Here is a 22,432-nt window from a genome sequence, read left to right on the forward strand (position 1 = left end):
GGGAGCAAACCCATGTTGCATCGGATGCGCGCGATCATCTTGACGCTGGCGGCGGGGGCGGGTGTCTCCGCCTGCGCCTATGGCGATTACGGCTATAGCGGGGTCAGCGTCGGCTATGCCTCGCCCGGCTATTATGGCGGCGGCTATGGCGGGTATGGCGGCTATTATGACGATTATGCCGGCGGGTTCGGCGACCCCTATTGGGGCTGGTTCGGCGACTATTATTATCCGGGTTCCGGCTATTACGTCTATGACCGCTACCGCCGTCCGTTCCGCTGGAACGACCGCCAGCGTTCTTACTGGGAACAGCGGCGCGGGCAGTGGCGCGGCGGGCGTGGCGATGGGCGGCCGCGCTGGGACGGCTGGGACCGGCCGGGTTGGAACGACCGGCGCCCCGGCTTCGACGGACGCCCCGGTTTCGAGAATGTCCCGCGGGGCAGCACCCAGTCGCCATTGCCGGGTCGTCCGGACGGGTGGCGCGGGAACCGGCGGCCGGGGTTCGACGACAGGCGCGGGTTCGAGAATGTGCCGCGTGGCGACTGGCGCGGACGCCCCGATGGTGCTCCGGATCGTCGACCGGGCTTCGACGGGCGCCCCGGTTTCCGCAACGTGCCGCGTGGCGACAACACGTCGGTCAGGGCACCCCGACCGGACGCGCCGTCCGCCGGTGCCGCGCGCGGGTTCGGCCGACCCGAAGGCATCCGTCCCGGCGGCGGCCGCTTCCGTGGACCAGCAGGACGGGGACCGGATCGGCGCGGGCCCCGCGCGGAATAGGGCGTCCGTTCAGGCGGGCGGGGTGGCGGCGCGCGTTGCGATCAGGGCTTGCGAAATGAAGGTCATCACGACCTGATCGTCCTGATTGCACACCGTCACCCGGCTGGCGACGCTGCCCATTTCGGGCCGGCTGGACGAGGGGCGGGTCGACAGGACCTCGGTTTCGCAGCGTAGTGTGTCGCCCGGAAATACCGGACGTCGCCAACGCAGTTCGTCGATCCCCGCCGCGCCCAGGCTGGCAATAGGATCGACCTTCCACTGTTCGACCAGCATCGCCATCGTCATCGCGCAGCTGTGCCAGCCGCTGGCCGCCAGCCGCCCGAAATGGGTCTGGGCGGCGGCCTCGTCGGACAGGTGGAACGGCTGCGGATCATATTGCCGCGCGAAGTCGATCACGGCGTCCCGCGTCACGGGATAGGAACCGAAGCGGGCGGTATCGCCGACGGCGATGTCTTCGAAATAGCGCATGCGGCCAGTTTCAACCCGAAACTGGCCGGCGGCAAGGGCCAACGTGTCGCGGATGGATCAGACGTTGAAGCGGAACAGCATCACGTCGCCGTCCTGCACGACATATTCCTTGCCTTCCGCGCGCAGCTTGCCCGCGTCGCGTGCGCCGCTTTCGCCCTTGCAGGCGACGTAATCGGCAAAGGCGATGGTTTCGGCCCGAATGAAGCCGCGTTCGAAATCGCTGTGGATTTCGCCTGCCGCCTGCGGTGCCTTCGCCCCGACCGACACGGTCCAGGCGCGCGCCTCCTTCGGCCCGACGGTGAAGAAGGTGAGCAGCTGGAGCAGCGAATAGCCGGCGCGGATCACGCGGGCGAGACCGGTTTCCTTCAGGCCCAGGTCGGACAGGAATTCGGCGCGGTCGGCCGGGTCCATCGTGGCGATCTCCGCCTCGATCGCGGCCGACACGACGACCGCCTGCGCGCCCTCCGCCTTTGCCTTGGCAAAGACCTTGGCCGACAGCTCGTTGCCTTCCGCCGCATCCTCTTCGTTGACGTTGCAGACATAGAGGACCGGCTTGGCGGTCAGCAGCTGGGCCTGCGCGAAGTGGCGCTCCTCTTCCTCGTCCTTGATCTCGGTCAGGCGGGCGGGCTTGCCTTCGCGCAGCAGGTCGAGCGCGCGGCTGAGCACGACGGCGGCGATCTTGGCCTCCTTGTCGCCCTGCTGACCCTTCTTGGCCAGGTTTGGCACCCGCTTTTCGAGCGATTCGAGGTCGGACAGCATCAGCTCGGTCTCGACCGTATCGGCGTCGGCGATCGGATCGACGCGGTCGTCGACATGCTGGATGTCGTCATTCTCGAAACAGCGCAGTACATGGACGATCGCGTCCACCTCGCGGATATTGCCAAGGAACTGGTTGCCGAGGCCCTCGCCCTTTGACGCGCCGCGCACCAGGCCGGCGATGTCGACGAAGGCCAGCTGCGTCTCGATCTTCTTGGCCGAACTGGCGATCTCGGCCAGCGAATCCAGCCGGGGGTCGGGCACGGCGACGTTGCCGACGTTCGGCTCGATCGTGCAGAAGGGATAATTGGCCGCCTGTGCCGCCTGAGTCTGCGTCAGCGCGTTGAACAGGGTGGACTTGCCGACATTCGGCAGCCCGACGATACCGCAGCGAAAACCCACTTGGCGCAATCCCGGTGATGATGGAAAGCCTGCCCCTTAGCGCCTGGCGCGCCGGTTTGCTACCAGCGATAGTTGAAGCTGACGCTGATCCGTTCGCCCTTGCCGGCATGGGGCATAACTTCGTGCCGCAGCCAGCTTTCCCACAGCAGCAGCGTGCCCGGCTGCGGCGCGACCGTTTCGAAGGTGCCGGGGCGGGTGGGGGCGGCCATCAGCATGGGGAGGCGGGGGTCCTCGAACCGGATGCCGCCGGCCCCCTCCGGCACCGCGACATAGACGGTGCCCGACACAACGCTGTGCGGATGCAGGTGCCCCGAATGCCCGCCGCCGGGCTTCAGCAGGTTCACCCACAGGCTGTCGAGCTTCAGCTTGCGTGCCCCCAGGTCCATGCCGCACGCGGCGGCGAACTTCGCGACATGGCGGTCGAGCACGCGCTTCAGGTCGGCGAACACCGGATCGCGTAGAGGAAGGTCGTTCAGGGACGCATAGGAGGTATAGCCGCGATAGCCATGGTCCTTCGACCAGCGACGCCCGGCCATGTCCTCCTCCGCCAGCGCGCGCACCGACGCGTCGAGGTCATCGACCAGCGCGGCATCGGCAAGGTCGGCTTCATAGAGATGGGTTGGGAAGAGGGTGCGGACGGTCATACGCGCGGCTTGGCCGATCGGGCGCGCTTTGGGAAGGGACTCAGCGGCGGTGCCGGGACAGGAATGCCCAGAGCGCATCATTGTCGACAACCCAGCTGTGCCCGCCACCGACCGTGATCCGCCCGGCGACATCGGCACCACCCCGGCAGCCGGTATAGCGTTCCTCATAGACGTTCGGCCCGACCCAGCGGGTGGTGGGCGCGGCGGTGCAGCCGTTGAGCGTGGCCCAGCGCATTTCGGCGGCGTGCATGGTGTAGGACCAGTATTTCGCGCCGCCGCCCTGGATCGGGTTGGTGGTGTCGGCGTCGCCGGCAAAGGCGATCACCGGCAGCGGCCGCGACGGGCGGCAGGTTGCCGGGTCGGGGCGGGTGGGGTCGCTGGCCAGCGGGTTGCCCGCGCGCAGGCCGACAACGGGTGCGATCGCGGCGAAGCGGTCGGCCGCGACGCACCCCAACCACGAGGTCATCCGGCCGCCGCCCGACAGGCCGGTGGCATAGACCCGCGCCGGATCGATGCAGCCCTGTACGGCGAGCTGGTCGATCAGGGTGCCGATAAAGGCCACGTCGTTCGGCGCGTCGGGGCCGGGGATCGTGCCGGCGACGGTGGGCACGCCGGGGATGTTCCACACAAAGCCCTTGTCATGGGCGATGCCGGCATCGGGCGCGGCAACGATGAATCCGTGCCGATCCGCCGCCTCGGCCAGCTTCGAGTCGCGCAGCATCGCCGCGCCGGTGCCGCCGCTGCCGTGGAGCAGGATCACCAACGGGGCGGGACGCGCCGGGTCGAAGCCCGGTGGGAGGTGCAGCACCACCGAACGCCGCCCTTCGTTGATCGTAATCGTCTGTGCCGTGCCCGACGGACTGGCAGTGCAGCGGGCGGCGGCATGCGCTGTCCCGCCCAGCATCAGGAGGATCAGGCAGGCGAGCGATGCGAGGAACCGGGACATGGCCGGGGGTGTACCGGTGGGTCGGGGCACGAAGCAAGGGCGGGGCTAAGTCGTCCCCGCCCACCGGTCAGGCGGCGAGGCGCAGCGTGTTGCGACCTGCATGCTTGGCGACATACAGCGCCTGATCGGCGCGACGCAGCAGCGATTCGCGCGTTTCGCCGGGCAGGCGCTCTGCGACGCCGATGCTGACCGTTACCTGCGGATGCTGGCCCGTCGCCTCGATCGCGCCGCGAACCCGTTCGGCGACCCGCAGCGCGGTATCGGCGGCGGCATCGGGCAGCACGAGCACGAATTCCTCGCCCCCGAAGCGTCCGATAACGTCGGTCCTGCGCAGTTCGGCGGCGGCGGCATGCGCCACCCGCTGCAGCACCTGATCGCCGACCGCGTGGCCGTGCCGGTCGTTGACCTGTTTGAAATGATCGATGTCGAAGATTGCGATCGATACCGGGGCATCGTGGGCGTCCGCCGTCGACACCGCTTGTTCCAGCGCGGCCATCGTCCGGCGGCGATTGGCGATGCCGGTCAGCTGGTCGGTTTCGGCCATGATCGTGGCAAGGCGGGCGGCTTCCTCCGCGTGCTTTCGCGCGTTGTCGAGCAGCGTTTCGTGGGCAACCTGCACCGTCACGTCCTGGATGATCCCGAACAGGCAGAGCGATCCGTCATCGTTCACCCGGTCGATTTCCCCGCGGGAAAAGACGTGGCGGACCTCGCCATCGGGCCGGATGATCCGTGCGCGGAATTCGAAGCTGGAGCGATCCGCGATCGCCTGTCCGATATGCCCGGTCACCATCGCCCGGTCGTCGGGATGATAGGCTTCCAGCGCGGAGGCAAAGGTCGGCGGCACCGCGGCGGGAACGCCGTGGATGCGGAACACCTCCTGCGACCATGTGACACGCTCCCGGCCGGTGTCGAGCCGCCAGTGGCCGACCTCCGCCGCGCTTTCGGCCAGTTCGAGCAGGCGCATCTTTTCGGCGAGCCGCGCCAGCAACCGGTCGCGCGCAGCCAGCAGCGTGGCGATCGGCAGCGACGCGGCAAAGGTCGTCAGCAGATAGCATTGCAGCAACAGGCTGCGTTCCAGCGGCCCGATATCGTCCTGCGCGATCGGCCCGGTGCCGGTCGCCATGGCGATGGTCGAGATGATGGCGACGATCAGCACCCCGCCGGCCGCACCGACCGGGCCGATCCAGAACACCGCCAGCAGCACCGCCAGCATCGGTGCGAACAGCGGCGGATAGGATGACTGGGTAAAGGTCGCCGCCGACACGGCCGCGATCGCTGCGAACACCATCAGCGTCCTCGGCAGCGACCGGGGCACCGCCCAGGCGCGGGGGCGGTGCAGCGCCTGGCCAAAGATCAGGATGACCGGCGCGACGATGTAGATGCCCAGCAGGTCGGTCGAGCACCACGACAGCCAGAACATGGCCAGCCGGTCCAGCGGGGCGCTGAGCGTCGTCGTGGCGACCGTCGCGCTGAACATCGTGCCGGCGATCGTGGCCCCGCCGAAACGCAGCAGGTCACGCTGGTCGAGGAACGAAGCGCCGGGCCGGTCGCGGCGTCGCAACAGCCATGTCGCCAGCGTCGATTCCCCGATATTGCCGATGGCGAAGACCAGCGCGGTGAGCGGCGAGGCCCCGACGACCAGATTGGCGGCGACCGCGCCGATCGCGGCGGCGGCGACATGCCACGCAATCCGGTGGCGCGGCGCCAGCAGCAGGACCGCGAGCAGAATCCCGCTGGGCGGCCACAAGGTCGCGATGCCATCCTGGCCGAGCGTCAGCGTGAGCGACGTTACGGCCGCAAGGAAATAGATGGACCCCGTGATCGTGGAACAGGCCGCGGAACGCACCCACTGCGCCGGGAATTTTGCGGATCGAACCATCGCAACACCTTGATCCGCAATCATTAAGGCTTCTTTACCTTTGATTGTCCGCCGGGCTCCATTCGTCCCGTCGGCGCGATGGTTTCTGCGCGCTGTTCGAGGATTTTTACCTTAGCGGCAGGAACAGGTCGGTGATCGCGTCGCGTTCCGCCACCTCCGGAAAGAACCGAACCCGCTGACAGAAGAGTGGGAAGTCGCGCGGCTCTTCCCCGCTGTCGGGCAGCCAGTCGCGATAGAGGTGGAGCGCCGGCGCTTCGAGATCGTCGGCGCGCCCGATCACCCGCACCACCGCGCAGCGACCGCCGGGAATGACGCCGATCGTCATGCCGTCCGCGAGCGGAACGTCGCGATCGGTGGCGACGCACAGGTCGATGCGAGCCGGGCTGGCGGCGATGGCGTGCGGATCGCTGTGAAACAGGTTGAAGGTCGCCGCGTCCGTCGGGGACAGCCGGTTGGCGCGCCGCCACGCGATGAAGCGGCGGATGGTGTCGCCGATGCTGTCCATGTCGCCGACATGGGGCAGGATCGCGACGCGGGTGTCGGGCACGTGGCGGATGGTGACGTCGTAGGTCGGCATCGATCGGTTCCTCGCATGATCCAGCGGCAGGAGCGCCGCACGCCACGGTGCCCAGTCGGGCGCGGAACGGAAGGATGACGGCGATTGCCCGAACTGCCGGCGAAAGGCGCGGGCAAAGGCGTCGGGTGCGTCATACCCGGCATCCAGTGCGACATCGGTCACGCGCTGCCCGTGAAAGGCAAGGCGGTGCGATGCGCGCTGCAACCGGGCAAGCTGGACATAGCGTTGGACGGTCAGACCGAAGGTCGCGACGAACTGGCGATGGAAATGATATTTGGAAAAGGCCGCGACCGCGCTGATGCTGGCGAGGTCGAGTTCGTCGCCCAGATGCCGGTCGATATGGTCAAGCGCGCGCTGCATCCGGTCGTGATAGGGTGTGCGGCTCGCCGTCATGTCCGTTCCTTGTGTGGCACGGGTGGTATGCGCACGGGAAGGGGCGGGGCGCTCGACCGATCTTGCGGAAGTCGGGGGCACTCTACGGGGCTTCACCCCATCCGCCGCGCGACCTCGTTCATGAAGCGCACGTCGTCGTTCGCCGCCAGCCACGGCGCTTCGGCGGCAACCGCGCCCAGCAGGTCGGTCAGGTCGTCCAGCTCGGCCTTGGCGAAATTGCCCAGCACATAGGGCGTCACCCGGTCCTTATGCCCCGGATGGCCGATGCCCAGCCGGATGCGGCGAAAGTCGGGGCCGATATGCGCATCGGTCGAGCGCAGGCCGTTATGCCCGGCATGGCCGCCGCCGACCTTCACCTTCAGCTTGAACGGCGCAAGATCGAGTTCGTCGTGGAACATGGTCACGTCGGCGGGGGCGAGCTTGTAGAAGCGCATCGCCTCACCCACCGATCGACCGCTTTCGTTCATATAGGTGCCGGGTTTGAGCAGCAGCACCTTCTGCGTGCCCACGCGCCCTTCCTGTACCCAGCCCTGGAACGCGCGCTTCGGGGCGGCAAAGCCATGGACCTCGGCGATCGCATCGACGGCCATGAAGCCGATATTGTGGCGATGCATCGCATATTGCGGGCCGGGATTTCCCAGGCCGGTCCAGAGCTGCATTGGCGGGTCCTTTGGGGTGGCTGACGTGGGGCTGTAGCTGGTGCGGGCGGGTTGGTCACGCGCCGGGTTCGGGGTGCGCCGGATCGTCAAGCGCTTCGTCACCCCGGACTTGATCCGGGGTCCCGCTTTCTTGCCGGGCGTCGCAGAAGAAGCGGGACCCCGGGTTAAGCCCGGGGTGACGACAGGAGGCGTTCGTCGTTCCAGCGGAGGCCGGAATCCTTTGTGTCGGATCGTCGCAATGGAGCCGCGGGCTGGCCGTGTCCGTGAATCCCGGCCTATGCCACGATGACGGTGGTGCGCCGGAACAACGTGCCCCCGAAACGCAAAGGGGAGCGGGACGGCATCGCCATCCCGCTCCCCCTCAGGCAGCACAAGGCGGGGCGGATCAGCCCTCGGCCTTGTCCTCGCCTTCGGCTTCTTCCTCGGCGGCGGCTTCGGCTTCCGCCTCGGCAGCCTGCGCCTCGGCGACTTCGGCGTCGAGCGCTTCGTCTTCCGCGGTCAGCACGGTCGGCTGGGTGATCGTCGCGACGGTGACGGTTTCCGCATCGGCGGCCGTTTCGGCGCCGTTCGGCAGCTTGACGTCCGACAGGTGGATCGAGTCACCGACTTCGCGGCCGGTCAGGTCGACGACGATCTCGGTCGGGATGTTCGACGCTTCGACGGTCAGTTCGATCTCATGCGCCACGACGTTCAGCACGCCGCCGTCCCGCTTGATGCCGGGGGCGTCGTCTTCGTTGACGAACGACACCGGCACGGCGACGGTCACGGTCGCGTTCTTGGCGATGCGCAGGAAGTCGACATGGATCGGCTGGTCGGTTACGACGTCGAACGCCACGTCCTTGGCCAGCGTGCGGACCTTCTTGCCGCCGACGTCGACCATGATGACCGAATTCATGAAGTGGCCGGTCATCAGCGCCTTCATGAGTTCGCGGGCGTTCAGGTGAATGCCCTCCGGGTCCTGCTTGTTGCCATAGATCACGGCGGGGACGCGGCCATCGCGACGCAGGGCACGGGAGGCTCCCTTGCCTGCCCGATCGCGCGTCTCGGCCGACAGATTCAGCGTGTCGCTCATCATGTCTTCCTTGAATGCTTGGTGTATCAGTCTTGCGCGGCCGGGCCTCCAGGGATGACCCCGGCACGAACAAGCGCGGGCGCATAGGGTAGTTCGTAGCGAAAGGCAAGGTTTGGGGGGGGGGGGGCTAGCGCACCCGCGTTACCGCCACCCCCCGCGCGCGCAACCGTTCCTGCACGCTGCCCGGCCCGATCAGGTGTCCGGCACCGACCGCGACGAATCGCTCACCCGGCTGACGCATCCACTCGGCGATCCGCTCCGCCCAGGCGGCGTTGCGCTTGTCGAGCAGGGCCGTGCGTACCGCCGGCCCGGCTTCGTCCATGTCCTCACCCAGCAACCGGTCGAGCGTCGCCATGTCGCCCCGGCCCCAGGTGGCGACGACGTGGTCCATCGCCGGTACCGGATCACGATCGGCAAGGGTGCGGTCCAGCATCGTACGCTGGGCGTCTTGCGGCAGGGCGGCAAAGAAGCCGAGTTGCTGGCCCAGCGTCTCGAACGCGGTGACCGGCTTGCCCGTCCGCCCGGCAAGCGTCGTCAACAGCGTTTCGGGCGCGGGGGTGCTGGTATAGCCGGCTTGCGCAAGCGGCTGAGCGGCGAGGACCGTCGCGGCGAACCACGGGGCGGTCGCGTCGAAGGCGTTGCGGGGAAAGCCCAGCTCGGCCGCCCGCTTGCGCAGCCGGCGGTCCAGCTCGGATGGCAAGGGCGCGGGGCGGGGCGGCGTGACCTGCACCACCGCCGCGGCCATCTCGTCCGGCGTGGGCTCCACGATTTCGAGGACCAGCGTGTCGCTGTCGGAAAAGGCGTCGGCCACCGCGCCGCTCAGCCACGGCGTGCCCGGCCGAAGCTGATGCACCGTGCCGAACAGCCACACCGTCGCATCGCCATCCCGCGCGACCCACAGCGCCGGGGCGAGCGCCGCCGGTGCCGCGATCGGGCTGGCCAGCGACAGCCAGCCGATCAGCGTGGCGATGACCCGACCGATCATCCGCGCAGGCGCTGGACGATGCGCAGGGTAACCAGCGCGGCGATGGCCAGCCCCCAGCCGATCATCCCCGGATTGTCGAAGCCGAGCGGAACCGCCGCCAGCGACAGGACCGGCAGCGTCACCAGTGCGACGATCCCGCCCAGCGCCAGCGCATCGGTCATCTGCCGGCGCTCCACTTCGTCGGCGGCGCGCCAGATGCGATAGTTGATCGTCACCGCGGCCAGCATGGCGATGGCGGTAGCGATGTAGCTGGCATGGGCACGCGTGCGGATCGCACGATCCGGCGTCGCCACCGAGGTATAGCCTTCGATCACGCCCATGATGAAAGTGGCGAGGATCGGTGCCACCGCCACCGCGACGATCGCGATCGCCACCCATTTCCACCGCCGCCGCTTGCGCTGTCGTTCGCGGGCGGTGCCCCAGTCCTCAACCATCGACATCATCCTCGAAAATCGCTTCGATCGGCAGGTCGAACAACCGGCTCATGCGGAAGGCGAGCGGGAGCGACGGGTCGTGCTTGCCCGTCTCGATCGCGTTTACCGCCTGCCTCGACACGTCGAGCCGCCCGGCCAGTTCCGCCTGGCTCCAGTCGCGTTCCGCGCGCAGGATCTTCAGCCGGTTCTTCACAGGCCGCTCACCGCCAGGACAACGATACCGCCGCATCGCCCAGCCGTGCTGCAAAGGCGACGCCGCTGGTCGTGGCGGCCTGCACGTCGGGCGCCGCCGCCCGGTCGGACCGGCCGGCCGCCATCGCCGCGACGGCAGCGCACAGCGCGATCACGAGCAGCGTCTGGCGGTTGGTGTCGGGGCGGGGCATCGCGTTGACCTTCCATGTCAATGACAGGCGACATTGTGTCGTGTTTACCTGACTATCTATCTCCCGATTCGCTGATTGTGTCAATACTACCTGACACGAAGTCGTGTTCCCCTGACACGCGGTTCGCTTGACCGGCCCGCGGCGATCCGGCTAGGCGCGGGGCATTCCCGTATTCAAAGGCGAAACCATGTCCGCCCCGCTCAGCTTCCAGAAAATGATCCTGACGCTCCACGATTATTGGAGCGACAAGGGCTGCGTCATCCTGCAGCCCTATGACATGCGCATGGGGGCGGGCACGTTCCACCCGGCGACGACGCTGCGCGCGCTGGGGCCGGAGCCGTGGAATGCGGCGTTCGTCCAGCCGTCGCGCCGGCCGACCGACGGGCGCTATGGCGAGAACCCGAACCGGCTGCAGCATTATTACCAGTATCAGGTGATTCTGAAGCCTTCGCCGCCCAATCTGCAGGAGTTGTATCTGGGGTCGCTGGCCGCGATCGGGATCGACTTTACCCAGCACGATATCCGCTTCGTCGAGGACGACTGGGAATCGCCGACGCTAGGCGCATGGGGGCTTGGCTGGGAAGTGTGGTGCGACGGGATGGAAGTCACCCAGTTCACCTATTTCCAGCAGATGGGCGGCTTCGACTGCAAGCCGGTCGCGGGCGAGCTGACCTACGGCCTCGAACGCCTGGCCATGTATATCCAGGACAAGGACAGCGTGTACGACCTGGCGTTCAACGACGCCGGCGTGACGTACGGCGACGTGTTCCTCGAAAACGAGAAACAGATGTCGAAATGGAATTTCGAGGTCGCCGACACCGACGGCCTGTTCGACCTGTTCAAGAAGGCGGCGGCCGAGTGCGAGAATGCGCTGGCGGCCGACGTACCGATCGCCGCCTATGAACAGGCGATCGAGGCGAGCCATGTCTTCAACCTGCTGAATGCGCGCGGCGTGATCTCCGTCGCCGAGCGGCAGGCCTATATCGGTCGCGTGCGCGATCTGGCGAAGGCATCGTGCGCGAAGTTCATCGAGACGCAGACGCCCGCATGGCAGGCAAAATATCCGGGGTGGGTGGCATGACCGATTTTCTGCTCGAACTGCGCAGCGAGGAAATCCCTGCACGGATGCAGGCCAAGGCGCGTGAGGATCTGGCCAGGCTGTTCGTCGGCGAACTGGCCAGGGCGGGGATCGCGGCGCCACGGATCACCACCTATGCGACACCGCGCCGCCTGACGCTGATCGCGCATGACCTTCCGCAAGCCACCGAGCCGGTGCGCGAGGAAGTGAAGGGGCCGCGCGCCTCCGCCCCGCCACAGGCGCTGGAGGGGTTCCTGCGCAAGACCGGGCTGACGCGGGAGGCGCTGACCGAGCGTGACGGCGTGCTGTTCGCGGTGACCGAGGTGCCGGGGCGCGAGACGGCGACGGTTCTCGCCACCGCGATCCCCGCGATCGTGCGCGCCTTCCCGTGGCCCAAGTCGATGCGCTGGGGCACGGCGTCGCTCAGCCCGGAAAGCCCGCGTTGGGTGCGGCCGTTGCAGGGCATCGTCGCGCTGTTCGGTGGCGCGGTCGTGCCGTGCGAGGTCGCGGGCGTGACCAGCGGGGCGGAGACGATGGGGCATCGCTTCCACCACGACGGCCCGGTCACGATCACGTCGGCGGAGACCTATGTCGAAACGCTGCGCGACGCCCATGTCATCGTCGACCAGAACGAGCGCGCGGCGATCATCGCCGTCGGCGCCAAGATGGCGGCGCAGGGGGCCGGGCTGACGCTGGTCGAGGATGAGGGGCTGCTGGCGGAAAATGCCGGGCTGACCGAATGGCCGGTGCCGCTGCTCGGCCGTTTCGACGAAGCGTTCCTTAGCGTTCCGCCGGAGGTGATCCAGCTGACCGCGCGGGTGAACCAGAAGTACTTCGTGTGCCGCGACGGCGCGGGGCAGTTGGCGAACGCCTTCGTCTGCACGGCGAATATCGACGCGGCGGACGGCGGCGAACGGATCGTCGCGGGTAACGCCAAGGTGCTGGCGGCGCGGCTGTCGGATGCGAAGTTCTTCTACGAAACCGATCTGAAGACGCGGCTGGAAGACCAGCTGCCGAAGCTCGACAAGATCGTGTTTCACGAGAAGCTGGGCACCGTCGCCGACAAGGTGGATCGGGTCGCGAAGCTCGCGCGGTGGCTGGTCGAAAGTGGCGTCGTAAAGCCCTCTCCCCTTCAGGGGAGAGGGTTGGGAGAGGGGGTGTCCACTGCTACCTCGGTTCCTGCCGACAGCCCCCTCTCCCCGGCCCTCTCCCCTGAAGGGGAGAGGGAGCAGCTCGCCGACATGGCCGAGCGCGCCGCACGGCTGGCGAAGGCCGATCTGGTCACCGGCATGGTCGGCGAGTTCCCCGAATTGCAGGGTCTGATGGGCGGCTATTATGCCGCTGCACAGGGTGAGCCGCAGCAAGTCGCCGAGGCGGTGCGCGACCACTACAAGCCGGTCGGGCAGGGGGATGACGTTCCGACTGCGCCGGTGACGGTGGCGGTGGCGCTGGCGGACAAGCTGGACACGCTGGCTATGTTTTTTTGGGCGAAGCAGGTTCCGACCGGTTCGCGCGATCCGTTTGCGCTGCGTCGCGCCGTGATTGCATCGGCAAGGTTGGTTCAGGAGAACCACCTCCGTCTCAACCTAGCGGCCGCTTTTGATAGAGTTATATCGTACAGCTTCATCGACGAATTCGACAAATTTGAGGAAGACGCATCGCGCGATTTCATCCCGCACCTCCTCGATTTTTTCGCCGACCGGCTGAAGGTGCAACAACGCGAGGCCGGCGTCCGCCACGACCTGATCGACGCCGTGTTCGCGCTCGGCGGTGAGGACGATCTCGTCCGCCTGCTCGCCCGCGTCCATGCCCTCCAAGCCTTCGTCACGACCGAGGACGGCACGAACCTGCTCGCCGGCTACAAGCGCGCCGCCAACATCCTGAAGAAGGAAGCGCCGGTCACCAGCAAGCATATCGCGGAAACCGGCGAGGAAGACCCCCTCGCCATGGTCGAGGACCCGGACTTCGCACCGGTCGTCGCCGAACTGGCGCGGACCAATCGTGAGGCGCGCGACTATGACCGCGAGCCGGCCGAAGCCGCGCTGATCGCCGCGCTCGATGCGGCCGAACCGCAGGCGGAAAAGGCGGTCGAGGCGGAGGATTTCGCCGGGGCGATGGCCGCACTCGCCACCCTGCGCGCGCCGATCGATGCCTTCTTCACCGACGTGACGGTCAACGATGCCGACCCGCACAAGCGCGCCGCGCGGCTCGCCTTGGTGGCACGGGTCCGCGACGCGGTGCACCGGGTTGCCGATTTTTCGAAAATCGAGGGCTGACCTATCGGTTTAACCCGTTTAACGGGGGTTGGAACGGGGGGTGATTCGTCGCCCGCTGGCACTACCAAACCCCGCGGCCCTGCGGCCCCGGATGGAAGGGGAACGAGCATGACGCAGTATGTCTATCGGTTCGGCGGCGGGGTTTCGGACGGGGGGTCGGGCGACAAGACCCTGCTGGGCGGCAAGGGCGCGAACCTTGCCGAAATGGCGTCGATCGGGCTGCCGGTACCGCCGGGCTTCACCATCGCGACGACGATGTGCACCCGCTATTACGAGGAAGGGCAGACCTTTCCCGACAGTGTGCGCGAGGAAGTCGCCACCGGCATCGCCCATATCGAGGGGATCACCGGCAAGCGCTTCGGCGACCATGCCGATCCGCTACTGGTGTCGGTGCGCTCGGGCGCGCGGGTGTCGATGCCCGGCATGATGGACACGGTGCTGAACCTCGGCCTCAACGACCAGACGGTCGAGGGGCTGGCGAGCGTGTCGGACGACGCCCGCTTTGCGTGGGACAGCTATCGCCGCTTCATCCAGATGTATTCGGACGTCGTGCTCGAACTCGACCATGGCCGGTTCGAGGAAGCGCTGGAGATCGCGAAGGAAGATCGCGGCTATTATCTCGACACCGACTTGACCGCCGACGACTGGCGCGCACTGGTCGCGCAGTACAAGGACATCGTGGTCGAGCTGTGGGGCAAGCCGTTCCCGCAGGACGTGCATGACCAGCTGTGGGGCGCGATCGGCGCGGTGTTCGGGTCGTGGCAGGCCGACCGGGCGAAGGTCTATCGCCGGTTGAACGACATTCCGGGCGACTGGGGCACGGCGGTCAACGTGCAGGCGATGGTGTTCGGCAATATGGGCGACACGTCGGCCACCGGCGTCGCCTTCACCCGCGATCCGTCGACCGGGCAGAACGCCTATTATGGCGAATTCCTGATCAATGCGCAGGGCGAGGACGTGGTGGCGGGCATCCGCACGCCACAATATCTGACGACCGCCGCGCGGGCGGCGGCGAATGCCAAGCCGCTGTCGATGGAAGAGGCGATGCCCGACGCCTATGGCGAACTGGCCGCCGTGTTCGACCGGCTGGAGCGGCATTACCGCGACATGCAGGACATCGAATTCACGGTGCAGCAGGGCAAGTTGTGGATGCTGCAGACCCGCTCGGGCAAGCGCACCGCCAAGGCTGCGCTGAAGATCGCGGTCGACATGGCCGAAGAGGGCCTCATCAGCCGCGAGGAAGCGATCCTGCGCGTCGACCCGCAGGCGCTCGACCAGCTGCTCCATCCGACGCTGGACCCTGAGGCCAAACGCGACGTGCTGACCAAGGGGCTGCCGGCCTCGCCGGGGGCCGCCAGCGGCATCGCGGTGTTCGACAGCGACACCGCCGAGCGTCGCTCGAACGCGGGCGACGCGGTGATCCTGATTCGCACCGAAACCTCGCCCGAGGATATCCACGGCATGCACGCGGCGCGCGGCATCCTGACCGCACGCGGCGGGATGACCAGCCACGCGGCGGTCGTGGCGCGCGGCATGGGCCGGCCGTGCGTGTCGGGTGCGGGGTCGATCTCGATCGATGCGAAGGCGGGCGTGATGAAGGTCGCCGGCCGCGAAATCCGCGAGGGCGATATCGTCACCATCGACGGCGCGGCCGGTGAGGTGATGGCCGGTGCCGTCGCGACGGTGCAGCCCGAACTGGCCGGCGATTTCGGCACGCTGATGGAATGGGCCGATGGCGTCCGTCGCCTGAAGATACGCACCAACGCCGAAACCCCGCTCGATTGCCGCACCGCGCGCGATTTCGGCGCGGAGGGCATTGGCCTGTGCCGGACCGAGCATATGTTCTTCGAACAGTCGCGGATCACCGCCGTGCGCCAGATGATCCTGGCCGAAGACGAAGCGGGCCGTCGCGCCGCGCTGGAGCGGTTGCTGCCCGAACAGCGCAGCGATTTCGTCGAGATTTTCGAGGTGATGGTCGGGCTGCCCTGCACCATCCGCCTGCTCGACCCGCCGCTGCACGAATTCCTGCCGCATCAGGAAGCCGAGTTCGCCGAAGTCGCGCAGGCCGCCGGCATCGCCGTCGACCAGCTCAAGCGCCGCGCGGCCGAGCTGCACGAGTTCAACCCGATGCTGGGCCATCGTGGGTGTCGCCTCGGCGTGACCTACCCCGAAATCTACGAGATGCAGGCACGCGCGATCTTCGAAGCGGCGGTGATCGTTGCGGAAAAGTCGGGTGAGGCGCCGATTCCCGAAGTGATGATCCCGCTGGTCGGCACCAAGCGCGAGCTGGAGCTGATGAAGACGGTCGTCGACAAGGCGGCCGAGGCGGTGTTCGCCGACAAGGGCCGGCGGATCGAATATCTGGTCGGCACGATGATCGAACTGCCGCGCGCCGCGCTGAAGGCAGGGGAAATCGCCGAAGCTGGGCAGTTCTTCTCGTTCGGAACCAACGATCTGACCCAGACGACGCTGGGCGTCAGCCGCGACGATGCCAGCCGGTTCCTGGGTGCCTATGTCGAAAAGGGCATTTACGCGCGCGACCCGTTCGTCTCGATCGATGTCGAGGGCGTGGGCGAACTGATCGAACTGGCCGCCGAGCGCGGGCGTAAGACGCGCCCGGATATCAAGCTCGGCATCTGCGGCGAACATGGCGGCGATCCGGCGTCGATCGCCTTTTGTGAAAAGGTCGGGCTCGATTACGTCTCGGCCAGCCCGTACCGCGTGCCGATCGCCCGGCTGGCGGCGGCACAGGCGGCGCTCGCGAAATGAAGGCAGTGTTCAGCGACCGCCCGCGCGTGACCCGCGACGGCTATGACCGGGTGGGACCGTTCCACCCGGCCTTCGTGTGGGGCGCGGTGATCGCGTTCGACCTGCTCGTGATCGTCGCGCTGCTGCTGGCGGCGACCAAGATCGGCGACAAGGTCGAGGACGTGGTATTCCCCGGCGGGACCGAATGGGTCACGTTCTGAACCGATGACGAAGGGCCGCCCGCATCGCTGCGGGCGGCGCCGCGTCAATAGGCGGCGGTGAAGCGGGCGCGGGGGTAGCGATGCGCCTCCAGCTCGTCGACCATCGCGATGGCATAGTCGGCAAAGCTGATCCGGCTGACCCCGGCATCGTCGGTGACCAGCGTATCGGTGCCGATCCGGTACTGCCCGGTGCGCGGGCCTGGTTCGATCAGGGCGGCGGGCGAAAAGAACGTCCAGTCGATATCGTCGACCCCGCGCAACGCGTCGAGGAACGCGATCCCACCCATCGCGAACGCCCGCCATTCGGCGGGAAATTCGGGCGAATCGATCAGCCGCAGTCCCGGTGCCACCTCCAGGCTGGCCGCGCCGCCGGTCACCAGCAGCCGTTCGACGCCTGCCGTGCGCAACGCAGCGAGGAGGGTATCGGCGGTGACATCGAAATGCAGCGCGCTGACGACTGCATCGACCCCGCCGATCAGCTGCGCCAATGCCTCGGGATCTTGCGCATCGCCCGCGAGCCGGGTGATGCCGCCGCCGGACGGAATTTTTTCGGGATGGCGGGCGATGGCGCGGACGTGATGTCCCCGCCGCGCGAGTTCGCGGGTGATTTCCGAACCCGCATTGCCACTGGCGCCGAGTACCGCAACGATCATGGGATATCTCCACTGGTTTCCAATGGATACCAGGTGCTATGGCGATACCCATGACGCAAGACGGCACTTTCGCGATACCCGGTTTCACCCAGGATACCGCCTCTCGCCCCGGCGACGTTTATGCCGCCGATTGTCCGACACGGCAGTTGCTCGACCGGATCGGCGACAAATGGAGCGTGCTGACGCTGTTGCTGCTGGGCGAAGGGCCAATGCGCTTCAACGCGCTGCGCCGTCGGATCGCGGGCGTATCGCAGAAGATGCTGAGCCAGACGCTGCGCGCGCTGGAACGCGACGGGCTGGTCGAACGGGCGGTCGTGCCGACCATGCCGGTCGAAGTACGCTACAGCATTACCCCGCTGGGGACGGAACTGATCGAGGCGCTGACGATGATGATCCGTTGGGCGGAACGGCGGTACCCGGCGGTCGCAGCGGCGCAATCGCGGTTCGACGCCCAACGCGTCGAATAGGAGGGACGGGTCAGGCGGCGGTGCCCAACCCGTCCCGACTGCTTTACCCCCAACGGCTGCGGTGATCGTCGTCGTGACCGGCGCGCAGCATCGCGGCCTGTTCGCGCCAGTGTTCCGCGTCGATCGTGCCCGGACGCAGGCGGAGGTCATCCTCCAGCGCGCGTTCGTCCGCTTCGCTCAGCCCCTCGATCGCGCGGTAGGTCTTGATCCCGCGCTGGCTAAGAGCGCGTTCGAGATCGGCGTCGATGCCACGGATGCGCGACAGGTTGTCGCCACCCCAACCGAAGAAGCCACCGCCGCTGCTGCTGGTGGCCGCGGCACCGGTCGCCGCAGCTGCTGCGGTGGTCGCCGCCGCGGTGCTACGTTCCTTGGCCAGCCGGTCGCGTTCTGCCTCGACTTCGCGCAGATGTTCTTCGCGGGTCTTCAGGTCGGCGGCGACTTCGGCGCGATATGCCTTGTGCGCGGCTTCCTCGTCGCGATGGCGCTGCTTCCACTTCTTGCCGCCAGAGGAAGAGGCGAGGCCGAAGAGCCAACCGGCCAACAGGACGAGAGCGAGGACCGCAAACTGGGTCGGCGTCTGGAACAGCATCGTGCAGGCCCCTTGAAAGTGATTACGGGGCAATAACGGACGGGGGCAGGCCGCGTTCCCCGCACACCCCGGCCGAGGGGCGACGCCCTATTTTGCGAACGCGTCGCTGATGCTGCAGGCCGCCGGGCCCAGGATGACGACGAACAGCGTCGGCAGGATGAACAGGATCAGCGGCACGGTCATGATCGCGGGCAGGCGCGCGGCCTTCTCCTCGGCCCGCATCATGCGTTCGTTGCGGAATTCGGCCGAGAGCACGCGCAGTGCCGAGGCGAGCGGCGTGCCGTATTTCTCGGTCTGGATCATGGTCGTCACCACGCCCTTCACCGCGTCGAGGTTGATGCGCATCGCCAGATTCTCGAACGCCTGGCGCCGTTCGGTCAGGAAGCCCAGCTCGATCGCGGTCAGCGAGAATTCCTCGCCCAGTTCGGGATAGGCCCGGCCCAGTTCGCGTGCGACCCGGCCAAAGGCGGCGTCGACGGTCAGGCCGGCTTCGGCGCAGATCACCAGCAGGTCGAGCGCATCGGGCAACCCCTTGCGGATCGCGTCGGTCCGCTTGGTGATCTTGTTCTTGAGGTAAAGGTCGGGCGCCTTGTAGCTCAGGATGAACGTGCCGGCGACCAGACCATAGGCCTTCAGTGGCGACCAGTCGGCAAAGGTGTCGGTGCCATAGACGATATAGAGCATCGGCAGGCCGAACACGATCGGCAGGACTAGCCGTCCGAAGATGACCGCGACCGCCCAGTCCTTCGACCGGATACCCGCCTGCATCAGTTTGAGTTGTGCCGCCTTCAGCTGCGAATCCTGCAGGACCTTCATCGACGACAGCAGCTCGCGGATGCGGTCGGTCGCGTCGTTCTTCTGCACCAGCTTGGCGCGCCGCTTGCTGGTCGACGCGGTGATGCCGGCCTTCAGCTGTTCGCGGCGATCGTTCAGCGCCTTGACCCGGCGGGTCATCGGGTCGCGCGTTGTTGTCGCGACATAGATCGCCAGCATGATCGACAGGACGGCGATGGCCGACAGCGCCGTCGCGACATTGACCATATCGAAGCCGAGCAGCGTGGGATTGGGGGCGCTTACCATCGCATCAGATCTCGAAATTGACCATCTTGGCCATGATGAACGCGCCGATCGCCATCCACAGCGCCCCGCCGAGCCCGGCGATCATCAGCCGCGGATCGACAAAGAAATTCTGCATATAGGTGTCGTTGATGACCCAGATCATGCCGAACACGATGAAGGGCAGCGATCCCACGATATAGGCCGATGCCTTGGATTCGGACGACATCGCCTTGATCTTCAGCTTCATCTGCGACCGCTTGCGCAGCACATCGGCCAGGTTGGCGAGCGTTTCGGCAAGGTTGCCGCCGGTTTCGCGCTGGATGGCGATGGTGATGATGAAGAACTGGAATTCGGGCGTGCCCAGCCGGTCGCCGGTCTCCTGCAACGCGGCGTCGAGCGAGCGGCCGATCTTCATCCGGTCGCTGACCAGGCGGAATTCCTCGCCCACCGGGCCGTCGACTTCCTGCCCGACGACGGTCATCGTCTCGGTGATCGGCAGGCCGGAGCGAAGGCCCCGCACCAGCAGTTCGATCGCATCGGGGAATTTGGCGGTGAAGCGGGCGATCCGTTTCTTGATGACCCAGCCGACCGCGAAATGCGGCAGCCCCATGCCCGCAACCAACGCCAGCAGCAGCGCGAGGATCATCGGAAAGCCGCGCAGCATCAACAGGGCAAAGACGCCGACGATGATACCGAGCGATAACTTGCCATATTGCGCGAGGGTCCAGCTGCGTCCGGTCTTTTGCAGGCGCAGCTTCAGCTGTTCGACATTGGGCAGCAGCCGGGCGGCGGCGCGATCCCCCTTGGTCGTGCCGCGGTTGCCGATGCGGCGCATCTGCGCCTCCATCGCCGTCGCGCTGGCGGCGGCGGCATGGCGTTCGCGTACCGCCAGCAGGCGGCGGCTGCGCGCGCGGTCGCCCGACGGCCCCGACAGGGCAAGGACCAGCAGCACCAGCGTCATCGCCGCGCCGACCGCCAGCAGCAGGAGGGGGAGCATGTCCATCGCCGAGCCGCCCGCGCCTATTTCTTCTTGGCCAGCGCGGGCAGGCGCGAGCGCAACCCGGCGAGCTTGCCGACCAGCGAGGTCCCGCCCTTGCCCTTGCCCGCGGCCTTTGCGTCATCATCGTCGCCGGCATCGTTCAGCCGGCACAGATGCCGCGACAGGTCGAGCAGGGGGCTGAGCGCGCGATTGCCCTTGCCCGCTTCCGCCAGCGGCTTGCCAAGCTTGGCCGCCTGTGCCGCCAATTTGCCGTCCCACGGGATCAGGAAATCGAGCTTGCGTTCGATCGAGCCTTCGAAATCCTTGCGGGTGATTTCCTGGTTCGCCGCCGGCTGCACCTTGTTGCCGACCAGCACGACCGTGACGTGCGAGGCGTTGGAGCGGAACCACGACAACAACCGGATCGTGTCGCGGGCGGAGGCGAGGGTCAGTTCGGTGACGATCACCGCCGTCTGCACTTCCTCCACCAGATGCGGGTAATTCACCAGCATGCTGCGCGGCAGGTCGACGATGGTGCATTCGAACGCGGCGCGCATCTCCTCCTGCAACTGGTAGAAGGCGGTGCCGTCGGTCTGGATCGGCGCGTTGATCGGCGCCTCGGCCGACAGGACCGACAGCCGTTCGCCGGCGCGCACCATCGCGCGTTCGATGAACAGCCCGTCGATGCGGCTTGGATTTTCGATCGCATCGGTCAGCCCGCGACCGGGTTCGAGGTCGAGGCCGAGCGCGCCCGTGCCGAAATGGACATCGAGGTCGAGCAGCGCGGTGCTGCGCTTTTCCTGTTCGCCGCTGAGCCACGCCAGCGAGGTGGCGATGGTCGATGCGCCCGCACCGCCGCGCGTTCCGATGATCGCGACCGCGCAATGCGGCCGCTCGGCACTCGCCTCCGCCGCCTTGGGCGCGTGGAGCAGCGCATGGGCCTGCGCGATCGACTCACGCACCATGTCGGGGTTGAGCGGTTTCAGCAGATAGTCGTGGATGCCGCTGGACAGCAGGTCGCGGTACAGGCGCACATCGTTGACCTGACCCATCGCGATCACGATCGTTCCCGGCTCGCACACTTCGGCAAGGCCGTTGATATCGTTCAGCGGATCGCCCGATTCCGACAGGTCGACGAACAGGACATGCGGGCTGGCCGACACGGAGAGCGTCTGCACCGCGTTGCGCAGCCCGCCCTTCATGATCTTTTCGACCGGCCAGCCATGATCGGTGGCGACGCCGCGCAGCGTTTCCGCCGAATTCTCGTCGCAGACGAACGCGATGAACGCATCGCGCTGGGTCGATTTGGCCAGGGTGAAGGGGGCGTTCATTACTTGCTGCTCCCCCCGCTCGAACCGCCGCCGCCGGCGCTGCCGGCCGAGTTCGTGACCTGCCCGCCATTGCCGCTGGGCGCGGCGCGGCGCAGCGCGCCGACTGCCTTGCTGTTGACCATCGTGTCGGTCGTGTCGGCATTGCCGCGACCCAGCACCATGTCGCCGGGCCGCGCGACCATCGCCGCCAGGTTGGAATTGATCGCGCAGCCGAAATCGGACGAGGTGTGCGCCCCGAAATTGGGCTGGTAGGTGCGCGAATTGTCGGGGCATCCCGGTACGCTCGCGACCATCCGCGACACGACGACGCGGACGGTGCCGGGGGCCAGCGCGCCCGGCGTCGGCGGCACGGCATCCGCGAGCAGCAAGCCGACGCGCGCCGCTTCGGCGGCGATGTCGCCGCGCACCGCGTCGTCGCCACTGCCGGCATCGTCCACGCCGATCTCGTCGCCGTAGCGCAGGTGCATCGCCTCCAGCCAGCCGGCCAGCCGGGCGCGCTCGCCCGGTGCCAGCCCGGCGGAACCGGTCGCCACGTCGAACGAATAGGCGGAGCGGCTGACGACCGGTTGATGGACCGATTCGACGCCGCGATTGGGCGTGCCGGTGCAGCCGGCGACCGCGATCGTCGTGCCGAGCGCGAGGATACGGAAAAGGGTCAT

24 protein-coding genes are annotated in these 22,432 nt (G+C 67.4%); 6 read left to right on the forward strand and 18 right to left on the reverse strand.

Annotated features, from left to right (window positions below; genetic code table 11):
• Positions 1-12 precede the first annotated feature (12 nt).
• Positions 13-774: a hypothetical protein gene (locus ASE67_RS08065; RefSeq protein ID WP_055758916.1), complete on the forward strand. Its 762-nt coding sequence runs from the start codon at positions 13-15 to the stop codon at positions 772-774.
• A gap of 9 nt (positions 775-783) precedes the next feature.
• On the opposite strand, the gene ASE67_RS08070 is transcribed toward ASE67_RS08065, so the two are convergent.
• The 12 genes from ASE67_RS08070 to ASE67_RS08125 all read right to left on the reverse strand — a co-directional run bounded on the left by ASE67_RS08070 (position 784) and on the right by ASE67_RS08125 (position 10,372).
• A complete protein-coding gene (locus tag ASE67_RS08070) occupies positions 784-1,242 on the reverse strand; it encodes a MaoC family dehydratase (RefSeq protein WP_055758921.1) in 459 nt (152 codons plus the stop codon).
• Positions 1,243-1,299: 57 nt separating this feature from the next.
• On the reverse strand, positions 1,300-2,400 hold the full coding sequence (gene ychF, locus ASE67_RS08075; protein WP_055758925.1) for a redox-regulated ATPase YchF: 1,101 nt from the start codon (positions 2,398-2,400) through the stop codon (positions 1,300-1,302).
• 59 nt (positions 2,401-2,459) lie between these two features.
• Entirely contained in the window at positions 2,460-3,044 is a 585-nt protein-coding gene (locus ASE67_RS08080; protein ID WP_055758927.1) for a TIGR02466 family protein, read from the reverse strand.
• A 40-nt stretch (positions 3,045-3,084) separates the two neighbouring features.
• Positions 3,085-3,990 (reverse strand): alpha/beta hydrolase family esterase, encoded by a 906-nt coding sequence (locus ASE67_RS08085; RefSeq protein ID WP_055758930.1) that lies wholly within the window; start codon positions 3,988-3,990, stop codon positions 3,085-3,087.
• A gap of 67 nt (positions 3,991-4,057) precedes the next feature.
• Positions 4,058-5,869: a sensor domain-containing diguanylate cyclase gene (locus ASE67_RS08090; protein ID WP_055758934.1), complete on the reverse strand. Its 1,812-nt coding sequence runs from the start codon at positions 5,867-5,869 to the stop codon at positions 4,058-4,060.
• A 106-nt stretch (positions 5,870-5,975) separates the two neighbouring features.
• A complete protein-coding gene (locus ASE67_RS08095; protein WP_055758937.1) occupies positions 5,976-6,839 on the reverse strand; it encodes an AraC family transcriptional regulator in 864 nt (287 codons plus the stop codon).
• Between the two features lie 92 nt (positions 6,840-6,931).
• On the reverse strand, positions 6,932-7,498 hold the full coding sequence (gene pth, locus ASE67_RS08100; RefSeq protein ID WP_055758940.1) for an aminoacyl-tRNA hydrolase: 567 nt from the start codon (positions 7,496-7,498) through the stop codon (positions 6,932-6,934).
• A gap of 385 nt (positions 7,499-7,883) precedes the next feature.
• The gene (locus ASE67_RS08105) at positions 7,884-8,570 is read right to left on the reverse strand and encodes a 50S ribosomal protein L25/general stress protein Ctc (RefSeq protein WP_055759351.1); all 687 of its coding nucleotides are present in this window, start codon (positions 8,568-8,570) and stop codon (positions 7,884-7,886) included.
• A gap of 127 nt (positions 8,571-8,697) precedes the next feature.
• Entirely contained in the window at positions 8,698-9,555 is an 858-nt protein-coding gene (locus tag ASE67_RS08110) for a TraB/GumN family protein (RefSeq protein WP_055758943.1), read from the reverse strand.
• Positions 9,552-9,995 (reverse strand): hypothetical protein, encoded by a 444-nt coding sequence (locus ASE67_RS18375; RefSeq protein ID WP_055758946.1) that lies wholly within the window; start codon positions 9,993-9,995, stop codon positions 9,552-9,554. The genes ASE67_RS08110 and ASE67_RS18375 overlap by 4 nt, the downstream gene beginning before the upstream one ends.
• Positions 9,982-10,182 carry a helix-turn-helix transcriptional regulator gene (locus ASE67_RS08120; RefSeq protein ID WP_055758951.1) on the reverse strand — a complete coding sequence of 67 codons (201 nt, stop codon included), beginning with the start codon at positions 10,180-10,182 and terminating at the stop codon, positions 9,982-9,984. The genes ASE67_RS18375 and ASE67_RS08120 overlap by 14 nt, the downstream gene beginning before the upstream one ends.
• A gap of 7 nt (positions 10,183-10,189) precedes the next feature.
• Entirely contained in the window at positions 10,190-10,372 is a 183-nt protein-coding gene (locus tag ASE67_RS08125) for a hypothetical protein (RefSeq protein ID WP_156348545.1), read from the reverse strand.
• A 214-nt stretch (positions 10,373-10,586) separates the two neighbouring features.
• Between ASE67_RS08125 and ASE67_RS08130 the strand changes: the two genes are divergently transcribed.
• The 4 genes from ASE67_RS08130 (at position 10,587) to ASE67_RS08145 (ending at position 16,695) form a co-directional block, all read left to right on the forward strand.
• Positions 10,587-11,453 carry a glycine--tRNA ligase subunit alpha gene (locus tag ASE67_RS08130; protein ID WP_055759354.1) on the forward strand — a complete coding sequence of 289 codons (867 nt, stop codon included), beginning with the start codon at positions 10,587-10,589 and terminating at the stop codon, positions 11,451-11,453.
• Entirely contained in the window at positions 11,450-13,726 is a 2,277-nt protein-coding gene (gene glyS / locus ASE67_RS08135; RefSeq protein ID WP_055758956.1) for a glycine--tRNA ligase subunit beta, read from the forward strand. Before ASE67_RS08130 ends, glyS begins: the two co-directional genes overlap by 4 nt.
• A 108-nt stretch (positions 13,727-13,834) precedes the next feature.
• Positions 13,835-16,495 (forward strand): pyruvate, phosphate dikinase, encoded by a 2,661-nt coding sequence (gene ppdK, locus ASE67_RS08140; RefSeq protein ID WP_055758959.1) that lies wholly within the window; start codon positions 13,835-13,837, stop codon positions 16,493-16,495.
• Positions 16,492-16,695: a hypothetical protein gene (locus tag ASE67_RS08145; RefSeq protein ID WP_156348546.1), complete on the forward strand. Its 204-nt coding sequence runs from the start codon at positions 16,492-16,494 to the stop codon at positions 16,693-16,695. The genes ppdK and ASE67_RS08145 overlap by 4 nt, the downstream gene beginning before the upstream one ends.
• A gap of 44 nt (positions 16,696-16,739) precedes the next feature.
• Here the strand turns inward: ASE67_RS08145 and ASE67_RS08150 are convergent, their stop codons facing one another.
• Positions 16,740-17,348 carry an NAD(P)-dependent oxidoreductase gene (locus ASE67_RS08150; protein ID WP_055758965.1) on the reverse strand — a complete coding sequence of 203 codons (609 nt, stop codon included), beginning with the start codon at positions 17,346-17,348 and terminating at the stop codon, positions 16,740-16,742.
• Positions 17,349-17,398: 50 nt separating this feature from the next.
• Here ASE67_RS08150 and ASE67_RS08155 point away from each other — a divergent pair, with 50 nt between their 5' ends.
• Complete coding sequence (locus ASE67_RS08155; protein ID WP_055758969.1) at positions 17,399-17,815, forward strand: winged helix-turn-helix transcriptional regulator; 417 nt, start codon at positions 17,399-17,401, stop codon at positions 17,813-17,815.
• Positions 17,816-17,858: 43 nt separating this feature from the next.
• Here the strand turns inward: ASE67_RS08155 and ASE67_RS08160 are convergent, their stop codons facing one another.
• The 5 genes from ASE67_RS08160 to ASE67_RS08180 form a co-directional block, all read right to left on the reverse strand.
• A complete protein-coding gene (locus ASE67_RS08160; protein ID WP_055758971.1) occupies positions 17,859-18,404 on the reverse strand; it encodes a hypothetical protein in 546 nt (181 codons plus the stop codon).
• A gap of 87 nt (positions 18,405-18,491) precedes the next feature.
• Entirely contained in the window at positions 18,492-19,484 is a 993-nt protein-coding gene (locus ASE67_RS08165) for a type II secretion system F family protein (RefSeq protein ID WP_055758973.1), read from the reverse strand.
• A gap of 4 nt (positions 19,485-19,488) precedes the next feature.
• Positions 19,489-20,466, reverse strand: a complete 978-nt coding sequence (locus ASE67_RS08170) for a type II secretion system F family protein (RefSeq protein ID WP_055758976.1) — start codon at positions 20,464-20,466, stop codon at positions 19,489-19,491.
• 17 nt (positions 20,467-20,483) lie between these two features.
• A complete protein-coding gene (locus ASE67_RS08175; protein WP_055758980.1) occupies positions 20,484-21,773 on the reverse strand; it encodes an AAA family ATPase in 1,290 nt (429 codons plus the stop codon).
• Positions 21,773-22,432: a CpaD family pilus assembly protein gene (locus ASE67_RS08180; protein ID WP_055758982.1), complete on the reverse strand. Its 660-nt coding sequence runs from the start codon at positions 22,430-22,432 to the stop codon at positions 21,773-21,775. The genes ASE67_RS08175 and ASE67_RS08180 overlap by 1 nt, the downstream gene beginning before the upstream one ends.

Source organism: Sphingomonas sp. Leaf23, assembly GCF_001421585.1.
In the GTDB taxonomy this organism is placed as follows: domain Bacteria; phylum Pseudomonadota; class Alphaproteobacteria; order Sphingomonadales; family Sphingomonadaceae; genus Sphingomonas.

Excerpts from the sequence above, each read along its gene's own strand:
- ASE67_RS08065 (WP_055758916.1), top strand. The coding sequence starts at position 13 with ATGTTGCATCGGATGCGCGCGATCATCTTGACGCTGGCGGCGGGGGCG.
- ASE67_RS08070 (WP_055758921.1), bottom strand. The coding sequence starts at position 1,242 with ATGCGCTATTTCGAAGACATCGCCGTCGGCGATACCGCCCGCTTCGGT.
- ASE67_RS08080 (WP_055758927.1), bottom strand. The coding sequence starts at position 3,044 with ATGACCGTCCGCACCCTCTTCCCAACCCATCTCTATGAAGCCGACCTT.
- ASE67_RS08085 (WP_055758930.1), bottom strand. The coding sequence starts at position 3,990 with ATGTCCCGGTTCCTCGCATCGCTCGCCTGCCTGATCCTCCTGATGCTG.
- ASE67_RS08090 (WP_055758934.1), bottom strand. The coding sequence starts at position 5,869 with ATGGTTCGATCCGCAAAATTCCCGGCGCAGTGGGTGCGTTCCGCGGCC.
- ASE67_RS08095 (WP_055758937.1), bottom strand. The coding sequence starts at position 6,839 with ATGACGGCGAGCCGCACACCCTATCACGACCGGATGCAGCGCGCGCTT.
- pth (WP_055758940.1), bottom strand. The coding sequence starts at position 7,498 with ATGCAGCTCTGGACCGGCCTGGGAAATCCCGGCCCGCAATATGCGATG.
- ASE67_RS08105 (WP_055759351.1), bottom strand. The coding sequence starts at position 8,570 with ATGAGCGACACGCTGAATCTGTCGGCCGAGACGCGCGATCGGGCAGGC.
- ASE67_RS08110 (WP_055758943.1), bottom strand. The coding sequence starts at position 9,555 with ATGATCGGTCGGGTCATCGCCACGCTGATCGGCTGGCTGTCGCTGGCC.
- ASE67_RS18375 (WP_055758946.1), bottom strand. The coding sequence starts at position 9,995 with ATGTCGATGGTTGAGGACTGGGGCACCGCCCGCGAACGACAGCGCAAG.
- ASE67_RS08125 (WP_156348545.1), bottom strand. The coding sequence starts at position 10,372 with ATGCCCCGCCCCGACACCAACCGCCAGACGCTGCTCGTGATCGCGCTG.
- ASE67_RS08130 (WP_055759354.1), top strand. The coding sequence starts at position 10,587 with ATGATCCTGACGCTCCACGATTATTGGAGCGACAAGGGCTGCGTCATC.
- glyS (WP_055758956.1), top strand. The coding sequence starts at position 11,450 with ATGACCGATTTTCTGCTCGAACTGCGCAGCGAGGAAATCCCTGCACGG.
- ppdK (WP_055758959.1), top strand. The coding sequence starts at position 13,835 with ATGACGCAGTATGTCTATCGGTTCGGCGGCGGGGTTTCGGACGGGGGG.
- ASE67_RS08145 (WP_156348546.1), top strand. The coding sequence starts at position 16,492 with ATGAAGGCAGTGTTCAGCGACCGCCCGCGCGTGACCCGCGACGGCTAT.
- ASE67_RS08150 (WP_055758965.1), bottom strand. The coding sequence starts at position 17,348 with ATGATCGTTGCGGTACTCGGCGCCAGTGGCAATGCGGGTTCGGAAATC.
- ASE67_RS08155 (WP_055758969.1), top strand. The coding sequence starts at position 17,399 with ATGACGCAAGACGGCACTTTCGCGATACCCGGTTTCACCCAGGATACC.
- ASE67_RS08160 (WP_055758971.1), bottom strand. The coding sequence starts at position 18,404 with ATGCTGTTCCAGACGCCGACCCAGTTTGCGGTCCTCGCTCTCGTCCTG.
- ASE67_RS08165 (WP_055758973.1), bottom strand. The coding sequence starts at position 19,484 with ATGGTAAGCGCCCCCAATCCCACGCTGCTCGGCTTCGATATGGTCAAT.
- ASE67_RS08170 (WP_055758976.1), bottom strand. The coding sequence starts at position 20,466 with ATGGACATGCTCCCCCTCCTGCTGCTGGCGGTCGGCGCGGCGATGACG.
- ASE67_RS08175 (WP_055758980.1), bottom strand. The coding sequence starts at position 21,773 with ATGAACGCCCCCTTCACCCTGGCCAAATCGACCCAGCGCGATGCGTTC.
- ASE67_RS08180 (WP_055758982.1), bottom strand. The coding sequence starts at position 22,432 with ATGACCCTTTTCCGTATCCTCGCGCTCGGCACGACGATCGCGGTCGCC.